Source organism: Salinarimonas chemoclinalis (assembly GCF_041514305.1).
GTDB lineage: Bacteria > Pseudomonadota > Alphaproteobacteria > Rhizobiales > Beijerinckiaceae > Salinarimonas > Salinarimonas chemoclinalis.
The window spans coordinates 1-12,898 of record NZ_JBGMWH010000032.1 but is presented as its reverse complement, the minus strand read 5'-3'; the positions used below and the strand labels follow the sequence as shown (position 1 = coordinate 12,898).

General features: G+C 71.5%; 10 protein-coding genes. 5 read left to right on the top strand and 5 right to left on the bottom strand.

Annotation, left to right across the window (positions count from 1 at the left end):
* Positions 1-94: 94 nt before the first annotated feature.
* Both AB9M23_RS22420 and AB9M23_RS22415 read right to left on the bottom strand, forming a co-directional pair.
* Complete coding sequence (locus AB9M23_RS22420; RefSeq protein WP_372426924.1) at positions 95-1,885, bottom strand: putative bifunctional diguanylate cyclase/phosphodiesterase; 1,791 nt, start codon at positions 1,883-1,885, stop codon at positions 95-97.
* A gap of 90 nt (positions 1,886-1,975) precedes the next feature.
* Complete coding sequence (locus AB9M23_RS22415) at positions 1,976-2,557, bottom strand: superoxide dismutase family protein (protein WP_372426923.1); 582 nt, start codon at positions 2,555-2,557, stop codon at positions 1,976-1,978.
* Positions 2,558-2,679: 122 nt separating this feature from the next.
* Between AB9M23_RS22415 and AB9M23_RS22410 the strand changes: the two genes are divergently transcribed.
* On the top strand, positions 2,680-3,447 hold the full coding sequence (locus AB9M23_RS22410; protein WP_372426921.1) for a TlyA family RNA methyltransferase: 768 nt from the start codon (positions 2,680-2,682) through the stop codon (positions 3,445-3,447).
* Positions 3,440-4,759 (top strand): class I SAM-dependent RNA methyltransferase, encoded by a 1,320-nt coding sequence (locus tag AB9M23_RS22405; protein ID WP_372426920.1) that lies wholly within the window; start codon positions 3,440-3,442, stop codon positions 4,757-4,759. Before AB9M23_RS22410 ends, AB9M23_RS22405 begins: the two co-directional genes overlap by 8 nt.
* Here AB9M23_RS22405 and AB9M23_RS22400 read toward each other — a convergent pair.
* The 3 genes from AB9M23_RS22400 to AB9M23_RS22390 all read right to left on the bottom strand — a co-directional run bounded on the left by AB9M23_RS22400 (position 4,737) and on the right by AB9M23_RS22390 (position 7,372).
* Positions 4,737-5,174 (bottom strand): MarR family winged helix-turn-helix transcriptional regulator, encoded by a 438-nt coding sequence (locus AB9M23_RS22400; RefSeq protein ID WP_372426919.1) that lies wholly within the window; start codon positions 5,172-5,174, stop codon positions 4,737-4,739. The two genes, AB9M23_RS22405 and AB9M23_RS22400, sit on opposite strands and share 23 nt — an antisense overlap.
* Before the next feature lie 16 nt (positions 5,175-5,190).
* A complete protein-coding gene (locus AB9M23_RS22395) occupies positions 5,191-5,871 on the bottom strand; it encodes a class I SAM-dependent methyltransferase (RefSeq protein ID WP_372426917.1) in 681 nt (226 codons plus the stop codon).
* A 103-nt stretch (positions 5,872-5,974) separates the two neighbouring features.
* A complete protein-coding gene (locus AB9M23_RS22390; protein ID WP_372426915.1) occupies positions 5,975-7,372 on the bottom strand; it encodes an MFS transporter in 1,398 nt (465 codons plus the stop codon).
* A gap of 429 nt (positions 7,373-7,801) precedes the next feature.
* Between AB9M23_RS22390 and AB9M23_RS22385 the strand changes: the two genes are divergently transcribed.
* From AB9M23_RS22385 to AB9M23_RS22375, 3 genes are read left to right on the top strand one after another with little or no spacing between them, the layout of a single operon-like run.
* Positions 7,802-9,748, top strand: coding sequence for a PrkA family serine protein kinase (locus AB9M23_RS22385; RefSeq protein WP_372426913.1), 1,947 nt, complete (start codon positions 7,802-7,804; stop codon positions 9,746-9,748).
* 28 nt (positions 9,749-9,776) lie between these two features.
* Positions 9,777-11,075 (top strand): YeaH/YhbH family protein, encoded by a 1,299-nt coding sequence (locus AB9M23_RS22380; protein WP_372426912.1) that lies wholly within the window; start codon positions 9,777-9,779, stop codon positions 11,073-11,075.
* A gap of 35 nt (positions 11,076-11,110) precedes the next feature.
* Complete coding sequence (locus AB9M23_RS22375; protein WP_372426911.1) at positions 11,111-12,694, top strand: SpoVR family protein; 1,584 nt, start codon at positions 11,111-11,113, stop codon at positions 12,692-12,694.
* Positions 12,695-12,898: the final 204 nt, after the last annotated feature.

The following is a 12,898-nucleotide window of genomic DNA, read 5'->3' as shown; positions in this document are numbered from 1 at the left end:
GGCCAAGGTGTTCGAGGCGCTGGGTGGTGCGCAGGCGGACGGCGCGGTGCTCGGCCGGCGCGCCTGAACCGGCGCGCGCCTGCCGTCGAGCGGCTCAGGCGCACAACGCCGCGGCGTCGATCTCCACTTCGTGCACGAGGCGCTCCGCCGGCAGGGCGCGCGCGAAGTGCCAGCCCTGCGCGCGCACGATGCCCATCGCCGCGACGAGCGCCCGCTCGCTCGCGGTCTCGACGCCCTCCGCCACGAGCTCGATCCCGTAGCCCCGCGCGAGGTGGACGAGCGCCTCCAGCGCCACGCGCTCGCGCGGGTCGTGCGCACGGCGCACCAGGGCGCCGTCGATCTTGATCGTGTCGATCGGCAGCCGCCCGATCTCGACGAGCGGCGTGCGCCCGTCGCCGAAATCGTCGAGGGCGATGCGCACGCCGGCCTCGCGCAGGTGCGCCAGCGGCCCCGCGAGCGCGTCGCGTCGCGCCTCGAACGCCGCCTCGGCGATCTCCAGCGTGAGGCCGCCGCCGACGGGGAGGCCCTCGTGCGCGATCCCGGCGAGGACGCGCTCCGGAAAGCCCGGAGCGCAGACGGTCGCTGCGCCCATGTTCACGGCGAGGCCGCCGGCACGCACGCCCTCGCGGCGCCAGCGCCCGGCCTGCGCCAGCGCGGCGTCGAGAACCCATTCGTCGAGGCGCCGCGCGAGATCGGGGTCGCGCAGCGCCGCCGCGAAGCTCGCCGCGTCCGCGAGGGTGCCGTCCGCGCGGCGCCGGCGCAGCAGCGCCTCGAAGCCGCGCACGCACCCGTCGCGCGGATCGACGATCGGCTGGTAGACGAGGGCGAGACGTCCCTCGTCGTGCGCCGCCGCCACTTCCGCGATGGTCCGCACCCGGGCGGTGCCGTCGACGCGCATCGTCGGGTCGAAGTGCGCCACGCGGTCCTTGCCGGCCGCCTTCGCGGCGTAGAGCGCGAGATCGGCCTCGCCCTGGAGATCCGCGTGCGGGTTGCCCGCGGCCCCCGCGCTCACGGCGACGCCGACCGACGCGCCGATCTCGTAGGACCGGCCGGCGTGACGGATCGGCTCGCGGGCGTCGGCGACGATGCGTCGGCCCAGAGCGCCGGCCGCCTCCTCCAACACCACGCGGTCGCGCCCCTCGAGGAGGACCGCGAACTCGTCGCCGCCGATGCGCGCCACGAGCACCGCCCCGCCGCAGGCGGCGCGCAGGCGCTCGGCGATCGCGACGAGGCAGGCGTCGCCGGCGGCATGACCGAACGTGTCGTTGACGTGCTTGAAGCCGTCGAGATCGACGAGGAGCAGCGCCCGCGCGCCGACGGGAGCCGCGCCCCGCGCGCTCGGCGCGGCGAGCGCCGCCTGGAAGCGGCTGCGGTTGGCGAGCCCCGTGAGCACGTCGCACTCGGCGAGGAAGCGGGTGCGGTCCTGGAGCGTCTTCTCCTCGGTGATGTCCTGCTTCATGCCGAAGATGCGCACCGGGACGCCGTCCTCGCGCTCGACGGTCGCGGTGATGCGCATCCAGCGCTCGGCGCCGCGCGCGGTGGTGATCCGCGCGTCGAGCGTGAAGCCGATCCCCTCGCGGATCGCCCGGCCGCGCAGCCGATCGAGTTCGGCGAGCGAGTCGGGGTGGTAATGGGAGACGGCGCGGGCGCGGGTCACCGGCGTCCCGCGCGGCAGCCCGAAGATGTCGTAGACGCCGTCGGTCCAGCTCAGACGCTCGTCCGGCAACGCGCATTCCCACACGCCGATCCTGGCGACCTCGCAGGAGCGCGCGAAGATCTTGGCGCCGTGGGCGAGCGCGGCCTCCTGCGCGGCGACGAGCCGGTCGCGCTCCGCGAGGGCCTGCCGCAGCCGCCCGATCTCGCTCTCCTCGTCGCCCACGCTCACGCCGCCCCGCTCCGCTCCGATCGCCCGAGATCCGGGCCCGCAGGCCAAGCTAGCGGGGCGACCCTTAAGCGAGCGTATGCGCCACGTGCCTCACCGCCCGCGCTCGATCACCGCGCAGGCGACGCGCCCGCCGGCGCCGCCGATCGGCTGGGTCACGTGATCGTCGGGCCTCTCGTGGATCACGAGCGCCGAGCCGTCCTCGTCGAATAGCGCCGGGTCGCCGTCGAAGGTGACGAGCGTGGTCGCGAACTCGGCGACCGCCGCGCCGCCCTCGCCGACGTAGAAGTTGGCGAGATCGCCCGCCTCGGGACCCTCGGGATGCAGGAAGCCGTGCATCGCACCGTCCGACGCGATATGGCCCCGTGACGCCTGGAACTCGGGCGCGTCGGAGCAGTCGCCGACGCTGTGGAAGTGCGCCGCGTGCCAGCCGGTGGCGAGCCGGCCCGCCTCGATGGTGAGCCGCGCGACGACGCCGTTCGCGCCGCCGCGCAGCACCAGGAGGCCGATCTCCTCTCCGTCGACGCCGACGACGGGGGCCTCGACCGTCTCGACGTCCTGCGACTGGACCTGCGCCGCGGCGGGAGCAGCGGCGACGCCGCCGGCGAGGAGCGCGGCGAGCGTGAACGTGCTGCAGCGATGCGGCATGCGGCGATGCGGTGTGGGGTGCTGCATGTGGTGGCCTCCGGGTCGGTTCGAAAAGCCGGGGAACGGGCGGTCCGGGGCGATGTTCCCCATCCTCGCGGCCGCGGCGCGCCCGTGCTACGGATCGCCACCGATCCGATCCGGAGAACGCCATGCCCGATGCGCCGCCGCAGGCGCGGCCGCCCGCCAACGCCAAGCTGCGCGCCGACACGCTCCTCGTCGCGCGCGGCCTGTTCGAGAGCCGCGCCAAGGCGCAGGCGGCGATCGCGGCGGGGCTCGTCGTCGCCGACGGCACCCCCGTGCGCAAGGCGTCGGAGACGCTCGCCGAGACCGCGGAGATCGCGGCGCAGGCGCCGCACCCCTGGGTCTCGCGCGGCGGGCTGAAGCTCGAGGCGGGCCTCGACGCCTTCGGGATCGACCCCGCCGGCCTCGGCTGCCTCGACGTCGGCGCCTCCACCGGCGGCTTCACCGACGTGCTGCTGGCGCGCGGAGCCGCGCGGGTCGCGGCGATCGACGTCGGGCGCGACCAGCTGCACCCGCGGCTGCGGGCGGACCCGCGGGTGCTCTCCCGGGAAGGCTGCGACGCGCGCGGCCTCGATCTCGCCGCACTGCCCTTCCCGGTTGCACTGATCGTCGCCGACGTGAGCTTCGTGTCGCTGACGGTGGCGCTCGCGCCCGTGCTCGACCAGGCGGCGCCCGGCACGCGGCTGGTGGCGCTCGTCAAGCCGCAGTTCGAGGCCGGCCGCGCCGCGCTCGACAAGCACGGCGTCGTGCGCGACGAGGCCATCCGCGCGCGGGTGACCGCGGACGTCGCCGCTTGGCTCGAGGGCCGCGGCTGGCGGGTCCTCGGCCGGGTCGCCTCCCCGATCGCCGGCGGCGACGGCAACCGCGAGAGCCTGATCGGAGCCGCGCGTGAGTGATCCTCCCCCGAGCGGGCTGAAGCCCGGCGAGACCGACGTGGTCACGGTGGAGATCGACCGCCTCGGCGCGCGGGGCGACGGCATCGTCGAGACGAAACGCGGACCGCTCTTCGTCCCCTACGCCCTCCCCGGCGAGCGGGTACGCGTCGCACTCGGTGCCGGCGAGCGCGCGCGCCTCGTCGCGGTTGAGACGCCCTCGCCGGACCGCGTCGCGCCGTTCTGCCCCTATTTCGGCCGTTGCGGCGGCTGCCTGACGCAGCACCTCGCCGCCGCGCCGGAGCGGGCCTGGAAGGCGGACATCGTCGCCGGAGCCCTCGCCGCCGCGGGCGTCGCGTCCGGCGCGATCGCACCGACCGTGGACGCGCACGGCGCCGGGCGTCGGCGGCTGACCTTCCATGTGCGCGCCGGCGACGGCGGCGCGCGCGTCGGCTTCATGGCGGCGCGCTCGCACGATCTCGTGGCGATCGACGCCTGCCCGGTGGCCGAGCCCGGCCTCGCCGACGCGCCGAGGGCCGCGCAGGGGCTCGCGCACCTCCTGCGCGGCTCGGGCAAGCCGCTCGACATCCAGGTGACGCTCACCGAGGCGGGGCTCGACGTCGACGTGCGTGGCCACGGCCCGGTGGACGCGGGGCTGCGCGCCAAGCTCGTCGGCGCGGCGGGGCTCCTCGATCTCGCCCGCCTCTCGCTGCACGGCGAGATCCTGGTCGAGCGGCGCCCGCCGCTCGTGCGGATGGGCCGCGCCGCGGTGGCGATCCCGCCCGGCGGCTTCCTGCAGGCGACGGGCGCGGGCGAGGCCGCGCTCGCGGCGCTGGTGCTCGACGCGGTGGGAAAGGCCCGGCGCGTCGCCGACCTCTTCGCCGGTGCCGGACCCTTCGCCCTGCGGCTCGCCGAGCGCGCGCAGGTCCACGCGGTGGAGAGCGACGCGGCCGCCCTCGCCGCGCTCGACCGCGCCGCGCGCGCGACGCCGGGGCTGCGCCCCGTGACGGTCGAGGCGCGCGACCTGTTCCGCCGCCCGCTCCTCTCCACCGAGCTCGCCCGCGTCGACGCCGTGGTGCTCGACCCGCCGCGGGCGGGCGCGCAGGCGCAGGCCGCGCGCCTCGCCGAGACGACGGTCGCGACGATCGCGTACGTCTCCTGCGATCCGGCGACCTTCGCGCGGGACGCGGCGATCCTCGTCGGCGCGGGCTACGCGCTGGAGCGGGTGACGCCGGTCGACCAGTTCGCCCACGCGCCCCACGTGGAACTGGTGGGTGTGTTCCGGGGGGCGCGAAGGCGAGTCCCCGGCGGGATCAGGCGTCCTGCGCCAGGGTGACGAGATCGCGACGCAGCGCCTCCAGCCGCGCAGGGCCGATCCGCGCCGCGTCCTGCGCCTCGATGCGCGCCTTGATGCGGTCTCCTTCGGCGAGCGCCGCGAGGCCCGCCGATGTCAGGCGCACGCGACGCCTGCGCGCATCCTTCGGATCGGGGAGACGTTCGACGATCCCGTCCTCGACCAGAGCGTCCAGGTGCTGCTGGACCGCCTGCTTCGTGAGCCCGGCGCGGGCGGCGATCTCCGACTGGGAGACGGGCTCGGCTGCGAGGTGTCGCAGCAGCGCGCCGCGCGCCTCGGCGTACCATGGGAAGCCCGCTTTCGCCATCGCGTGGGCGAAGCGGTGCGACCAGACCGTGCTCGCGCGGTGCAGCAGCCAGCCGATGTGGTCGGGCGGTACTCGGGTCGTCTCGCTCATCGGGCGCGCGGTCCCGTCACGCCCACGCGGCATAGCCGCGACTGGTACGGCTCGGCGGGCCCTCGTCGAACGCGAACACCTCGGCCCGCACGTAGCCCGCGCGCTCCAGGGCATGCAGGACCGTCGCCTCCGGCAGCGCATGGTGCCCCCAGAGCCATTGCAGCAGGCGTGTGCACCAGTGCGGCTTGCTCGCGACCAAGAGCAGCAGCCCGCCCGGCCGCAGCGCCGCACGCAGGGTTTCCAGCCCGGCCGCTGGATCGGGCAGATGCTCGACGACGTGCCCGCACAGGACGGCGTCGTAGGTACCGGCTGGAAGCGGCCCCACGCCGAGCTCCCCGGGAATGAGGCGGCAGGCGAGCCCCGCGTCGGCCAGCCTCCGAGCGGCCTCGTCGAGCATCGGGAGTGATTTGTCGAGGAGATCGAGGGAAATTGGGCCGCCCGGTCCCCGCGCCTCGGCGAACGCCGCAGCGAAGGCGCCCGTCCCCGTACCGACGTCGAGCACGCGCAGCGCGGCGGCGTCCCCGGCCGGCACCGCCCCGGGGGCGAAGGCGCGGCAAAGGTCCGCGTAGGCGCGGCAGTAGCCCAGTCGCGTGATCTTGTCGTGCCACCGCGCCGCGGCAGCATCGTAGCGTGCGGCCAGCGCCCCTGCGGCGTCGCGCGCCGGCGCGCCCTGCGGGGATTGGATGCGAAGGGCCATGAACGCCCCCTCCTCGTGCCATGTGCCGGGCACTCTGCGACGTGTCCCGATTTTCGTCAAGTGACTTGACGAAGTCGGGTCGAGCGCACGCGATGCGGCAGGCTCAGGCGGCGGTGTCGGCCGGTTCCCGCGACGAACTCTCCCGCGGTCGACCGAAATCGAGCTCGCCCTGCAGCTCCAGGAACTGCGCCTGTTCCGCCTGGACCACGGCGGCCTCGATCCCCTCCATCGTCTCGGCGGCGTGGGTGTGGGAGACCGTCGGCGTGGATTCCACCGTCTCCTCGCCGCGCGGGTCGAGCGGGGCGGCGACGGGCGTCGTGCGCGGCAGGCTCTGGAAGCGCATCTGCTGGTCCGCCGGCACCGAGGGGCGCGCGCGCAGGCGCCAGACGGCGAAGCCGATCGAGACGGCGCCGATGACGCCGGAGAACACGAACAGGCCCGAGGGTCCGAGCGCCCCCATCACCGCCGCCGCGATCGGCGGCCCGACGGTCGCGCCGGCGGAATAGGTGAGGACGAGGCCACCGGAGGCGCCGACGCGCTCCTCGCGCTCGAGGTGGTCGTTGGTGTGGGCGACGCAGAGCGGATAGATCGCGAAGCCGATGCCGCCGTAGAGCGCGCCGACGAGCAGCATCGCCCAGAAGCCGAGCCCGGGCGTCGGCAGCATGGCGAAGGAGACGACCGCGCCCGCCGCCATCGTGCCGACGATGACGAGCCGGCGGTCGTAGCGGTCGGACAGCCGCCCGAGCGGCCATTGCAGCAGCACGCCGCCGAAGATGATCGCCGACATGAAGCTGGCGGTGTCGGAGAGGTCGAGGCCCTGGCCAGAGGCGTAGACCGGCGCGAGCGAGTAGATCGCGCCGAGCACGAGCCCCGACGAGATGCAGCCGAAGATGCCCAGCGGCGAGGCGATCCAAAGCCGCTTGAAGCTCAAGCTGGAGACGTTGGGGATCATCGGCGGCGCACGTGGCGTCATCGCGACGGGCACCACGGCGAGGATGATCACCATCGCGACGAGGCTGAAGATCAGGTAGCCGCTCTCGTCGGGCACGGTCAGCACGAATTGTCCCGCGCCTTGCGCGAAATAGAGGCACGTCATGTAGACGGCGAGGATGGTCCCGCGATTCTCCGGCGTGGCCGAATCGTTGAGCCAGCTCTCGATGCAGACGAACAGGCCCGCCGCGCAGAAGCCCTGGGTGATGCGGTAGAGCGCCCACAGCGGCTCGTCGACGACGACCGGATAGGCCAGCGTCGCCGCCGCCATGATCGCGGCGAAGGCGGCGAAGGCGCGCACGTGCCCAACCCGCGTGACGACGTGGAAGGCGAACAGCGCGCCGAGCGTCAGGCCGAGGAAGTTCGCCGCCATGACGAGGCCGATCACCAGGGTCGAGGCGTCGGTCTCGCCCAGCCGCACGCTGACCACGGTCCCGAGCGGCCCGGAGCCCGCCATCAGGAGGACGACGGCGAGGAGCAGCGCGAGAACGGGCTGGACTGTACGGGCCATGGGAACGTCCGGTGGGTGGTGGTCGGGAGCGTCGCCTCGGACGCGCCCCCTGTGCGACGGGTCGCCGCGCGCTAGCTCTCGAATGAGGCGCGGGCGCGGCACGGGCGGAGTTCTCCATGGCGCGCCCCGATTGGGTACGCGTCTTGCTTCGCTGCGGCGCGCGCGGTCCCGACGAGGGCACGCGCCGCAGGCCGCGACCAGTTCACCGCATCCGGCTCAGCGCGGATAGGCGCGCCGACCCGGCTCCGTCACACTGGCCTTCGGCACGATACGACGACGCGTGCGCCGGGTACCGATTCGAGGGACGAGCCGCCATGTGAGAGCCACGTGCGACCCGATGCCCGTCTATTCGCCGACGCATTCTCCCGGCAACCTTCGACAAGGGTCGGGGGTTGAAGTCAAGATGATGCCATGATGGGGCGAGCGAACATGTATCCGAACGACGACCTGTTCACCTCATTCGCGCAGATGTACGACCAGCGGCGCGAGACCGAGATGTCCCTCACGGACTATCTCGAAGGCTGCAAGTCGGATCCGATGATGTACGCGAGCGCGCCCGAGCGCATCCTCGCGGCGATCGGCGAGCCGCAGATGGTGGACACGGCGAAGGATTCCCGGCTGGGCCGGATCTTCATGAACCGCACCATCCGGGTCTACCCCGCCTTCGAGGAGTTCTACGGCATGGAGGAGACGATCGAGCGGATCGTCTCCTTCTTCCGCCACGCCGCCCAGGGGCTGGAGGAGCGCAAGCAGATCCTCTACCTGCTCGGGCCGGTGGGCGGCGGCAAGTCCTCGCTGGCCGAGCGCCTCAAGGCGCTGATGGAGGTGCACCCGATCTACGTGCTCAAGGCCGGGGGCGAGATGAGCCCGGTCTTCGAGAGCCCGCTCGGCCTGTTCGATCCCGAGCGGATGGGCGAGATGATCGAGGACCGCTACGGCATCCCGCGCCGACGGCTCACCGGCCTGCTGAGCCCGTGGGCGCTCAAGCGTCTCGACGAGCTCGGCGGCGACATCTCCCGCTTCAAGGTCGTGAAGGTGAACCCCTCGCGGCTGCGCCAGATCGGCATCGCCAAGACCGAGCCGGGCGACGAGAACAACCAGGACATCTCGTCGCTCGTCGGCAAGGTCGACATCCGCAAGCTCGAGACCCTCTCACAGAACGACCCCGACGCGTACTCCTACTCCGGCGGCCTCAACCGCGCCAACCAGGGCGTGCTCGAGTTCGTCGAGATGTTCAAGGCGCCCATCAAGATGCTCCACCCGCTGCTCACCGCGACGCAGGAGGGCAACTACACCGGCACGGAGAACATCGGCGCGATTCCCTACCAGGGCATCATCCTCGCGCATTCCAACGAGGCCGAATGGCAGACGTTCCGCGCGAACAAGAACAACGAGGCGTTCATCGACCGCATCTACGTGATCAAGGTGCCCTACTGCCTGCGCGTCACGGAGGAGCAGCGGATCTACGACAAGCTGATCCGCACCTCGGAGCTGGCCGAGGCGCCCTGCGCACCGGGTACGCTCGACATGCTGGCGCGCTTCGCGGTGCTCTCGCGGCTGCGCGAGCACGAGAACTCGAACCTCTATTCGAAGATGCGGGTGTACGACGGCGAGAGCCTCAAGGAGGTCGACCCGCGGGCGCGCTCCATCCAGGAATACCGCGACGCCGCCGGCGTCGACGAGGGCATGGACGGGATCTCCACCCGCTTCGCCTTCAAGGTGCTCGCCGCCACGTTCAACCACGACACGATCGAGATCGCGGCCGATCCGGTGCACCTGATGTACGTGCTCGAGCAGACGGTGCGTCGCGAGCAGTTGCCCGACGAAACCGAGAAGCGCTACGTCGAGTTCATCAAGGCGGAGCTCGCCCCGCGCTACGCGGAGTTCATCGGCAACGAGATCCAGAAGGCCTATCTCGAGAGCTACCACGACTACGGCCAGAACCTGTTCGACCGCTACGTGGACTACGCGGACGCGTGGATCGAGGACCAGGACTTCAAGGACCCCGACACGGGCCAGCTCCTCAACCGCGAGCTCCTCAACCAGGAGCTGACGAAGATCGAGAAGCCCGCCGGCATCGCCAACCCGAAGGACTTCCGAAACGAGGTCGTCAAGTTCTCGCTGCGGGCGCGGGCGAGCCACGGCGGCAAGAACCCGTCCTGGACCTCCTACGAGAAGATCCGCGAGGTGATCGAGCGGCGGATGTTCTCCCAGGTGGAGGAGCTGCTGCCGGTGATCAGCTTCGGCTCCAAGAAGGATTCCGACACCGAGAAGAAGCACTCCGATTTCGTGGACCGGATGACCGAACGGGGCTATACCGAGCGGCAGGTGCGACGTCTGGTAGAGTGGTACATGCGCGTGAAGCAGGCGGGCTGAGGGTGGCCCGCGCGAAAGAGGCGCCTTGATGCATATCGTCGACCGCCGCCTGAACCCGGGCGGCAAGAGCCTCGCGAACCGACAGCGCTTCCTGCGCCGGGCGAAGGCGTTGGTGAAGCGTGCCGTGCGCGACTCGTCCAAGGAGCGTTCGATCAAGGACCTGGAGGCCGGCGGCGAGGTCTCGATCCCGCTCGACGGGGTGCGCGAGCCACGGCTGCGGCGATCCTCCGAGGGCGGCGTGCGGGACTACCTGCTGCCGGGCAACAAGGACTACGTCGAGGGCGAGCGCATCGCGCGCCCGCCCCGCGGCGGCGGGGGCGGCGGCTCGCAGGGCGCGCCCGGCGGCGAGGGAGAGGACGACTTCCGCTTCGCGCTCACGCACGAGGAGTTCGTCGACCTGTTCCTCGAGGACCTGGAGCTGCCCGACCTCGCCAAGCGCAAGCTCGCGACCACGGACCAGCTGAGCTGGCGCCGCGCCGGGTTCTCGGTGACGGGATCGCCGGCGAACCTGGCGCTGACCCGCACGATGCGCAACTCCCTGTCGCGGCGCATCGCCCTGCGGCGGCCTCGGCCGGACGCGATGGCGGCCCTCGAGGCGGAGATCGCCGAACTCGAGCGCACGCACGACGACCCGATCCGGCTCGAGGAGGCGCGCGAGGAGCTCGCGCGCATGAGGAAGCGCACCCGGGCGATCCCCTGGATCGACCCGATCGACCTGCGCTACCGTCGGTCGGAATCGACGCCGCGGCCGGTGGCGCAGGCGGTGATGTTCTGCCTGATGGACGTCTCCGGTTCGATGACCGAGCACATGAAGGACCTCGCCAAGCGCTTCTTCACGCTGCTCTACCTCTTCCTCAAGCGACGCTACAAGCATGTCGAGATCGTCTTCATCCGCCACACGCACGAGGCGTCGGAGGTGGACGAGGAGACGTTCTTCTACTCGCCGGAGACCGGCGGCACGGTGGTCTCGACGGCGCTCGTGGAGATGATCCGGGTCATGCGCGAGCGTTATCGTCCGGAGGACTGGAACATCTACGCCGCCCAGGCCTCCGACGGCGACAACACCTCCTCGGACAATGCCAAGACGTCGGCGCTGCTCACCGAGGAGATCCTGCCCGCGTGCCAGTACTTCGCCTATCTCGAGGTCGGCCGCGAGGACGACAGCCCGATGGGCTTCGGCTACCGGCAGAGCGACCTGTGGCGCACCTACGATCTCGCCCGCACCGCGGGGGCGCAGATCGCCATGCGCAAGGTGCGGCACCGCCGCGACATCTATCCAGTCTTCCGCGAGCTCTTCGCCAAGAAGGGCGAGCGGGCGACGGCCTGACCCGTCACGACAGCAAGGATGCGGGGGAGACGCGCATGAGCCTCGCCGAACCGACGACCCGCAAGCCCGCGCCTCGCCGCGGCAGCCTGCCCGACGGCCTGCTCTTCGAGGGGGCGGACTGGGATTTCGACACCATCCAGCGGGTGTTCGACGCCTGCGAGGACGTGGCGGTGAACGAGCTGGGGCTCGACGTCTATCCCAACCAGATCGAAGTGATCACCGCCGAGCAGATGCTCGACGCCTATTCCTCGATCGGCATGCCGCTGTTCTACAAGCACTGGTCCTTCGGCAAGCACTTCGCCGCGCACGAAGCGAGCTACCGCAAGGGGATGCGGGGGCTCGCCTACGAGATCGTCATCAACTCCAACCCGTGCATCTCCTACATCATGGAGGAGAACACGACGACGATGCAGACGCTCGTGATCGCGCACGCGGCGTTCGGCCACAACCACTTCTTCAAGAACAACTACCTGTTCAAGCAGTGGACCGACGCGGACGGAATCCTCGACTATCTCGAGTTCGCCAAGGGCTTCATCTCGGAGTGCGAGGAGCGCTACGGCCACGGCCCGGTGGAGATGGTGCTCGACGCCGCCCACGCGCTGATGAGCCAGGCGGTGCATCGCTACCCGCGCAAGGTCCGCCCGGACCTGCGCACCGAGGAGAAGCGCGAGCGCGAGCGCCGGCTCCACGAGGAGCGGATGTACAACGACCTGTGGCGCACCGTCCCCGCGAAGGACAAGGGCACGCCGGACGACGCCGAGCTCCTGCGCCGCCACGCGCTGCTCCAGCTGCCGCAGGAGAACATCCTCTATTTCCTGGAGAAGACCGCCCCGAAGCTCGCCCCCTGGCAGCGCGAGGCGCTGCGCATCGTGCGGCTGATCGCGCAATACTTCTATCCCCAGGGCCAGACCAAGGTCATGAACGAGGGCTGCGCCACCTACGTCCACTACAAGATCATGAACCGGCTGCACGAGACCGGACGCATCTCGGACGGCGCGATGCTCGAATTCCTGCGCTCGCACACCAACGTCGTCTACCAGCCCCAGTTCGACGAGCCGCATTACGGCGGCATCAACCCCTACGCGCTCGGCTTCGCCATGATGCAGGACATCGAGCGCATCTGCGAGACGCCCACGGACGAGGATCGGGAGTGGTTCCCCGACATCGCCGGCCGGGGCGACCACATGGCGGTGCTGCGCGACGTGTGGGCGAACTACCGCGACGAGAGCTTCATCCTGCAATTCCTCTCGCCGCACCTGATGCGCAAGCTGAAGATGTTCCACGTCGTCGACGACGAGGACGAGCCCGATCTCGAGGTGCGCGCGATCCACGACGAGCGAGGCTATCGCAAGTTGCGTCGGGCGCTGGCGATGCAGTACGACGTCGCTCACACCGATCCCGACATCCAGATCGTCGACGTCGACCTCGCCGGCGACCGGCGGCTGATCCTCCAGCACACGATGCTCAACCGCGTCGGCCTCGAGGAGAGCGACACCCGCCGCACACTCCAGCACCTCGCCGACCTGTGGGGCTACGACGTGCTGCTGCGCGAGGTCGACCCGCAGACGGAGACGGTCGTCAAGGAGCACACCGCGAGCGCGCGGCGCCGGCTGGTGTAGCGCCACCTCCCCGGAGGGGAGGACGACGGCCGAAGGCCGGAGGGTGGGGAGGACGGCGAGGCCGCTCGCCCGGAAAGCCCGAACGGCCCCACCGCCCGCGCTCCGCGCGGACTCCTCCCCTTCGGGGAGGAAGCGGGGCGGCTGTTCAGACCGGATAGATCCCTGACGGAATAGACCGGTTGATTGGTTGACAGTTCTGTTCGG

What these genes read in the sequence shown, in the direction of transcription:
- AB9M23_RS22415 (WP_372426923.1), bottom strand. Translation starts at nt 2,557, where the DNA reads ATGCAGCACCCCACACCGCATCGCCGCATGCCGCATCGCTGCAGCACG.
- AB9M23_RS22410 (WP_372426921.1), top strand. Translation starts at nt 2,680, where the DNA reads ATGCCCGATGCGCCGCCGCAGGCGCGGCCGCCCGCCAACGCCAAGCTG.
- AB9M23_RS22400 (WP_372426919.1), bottom strand. Translation starts at nt 5,174, where the DNA reads ATGAGCGAGACGACCCGAGTACCGCCCGACCACATCGGCTGGCTGCTG.
- AB9M23_RS22395 (WP_372426917.1), bottom strand. Translation starts at nt 5,871, where the DNA reads ATGGCCCTTCGCATCCAATCCCCGCAGGGCGCGCCGGCGCGCGACGCC.
- AB9M23_RS22390 (WP_372426915.1), bottom strand. Translation starts at nt 7,372, where the DNA reads ATGGCCCGTACAGTCCAGCCCGTTCTCGCGCTGCTCCTCGCCGTCGTC.
- AB9M23_RS22385 (WP_372426913.1), top strand. Translation starts at nt 7,802, where the DNA reads ATGTATCCGAACGACGACCTGTTCACCTCATTCGCGCAGATGTACGAC.
- AB9M23_RS22380 (WP_372426912.1), top strand. Translation starts at nt 9,777, where the DNA reads ATGCATATCGTCGACCGCCGCCTGAACCCGGGCGGCAAGAGCCTCGCG.
- AB9M23_RS22375 (WP_372426911.1), top strand. Translation starts at nt 11,111, where the DNA reads ATGAGCCTCGCCGAACCGACGACCCGCAAGCCCGCGCCTCGCCGCGGC.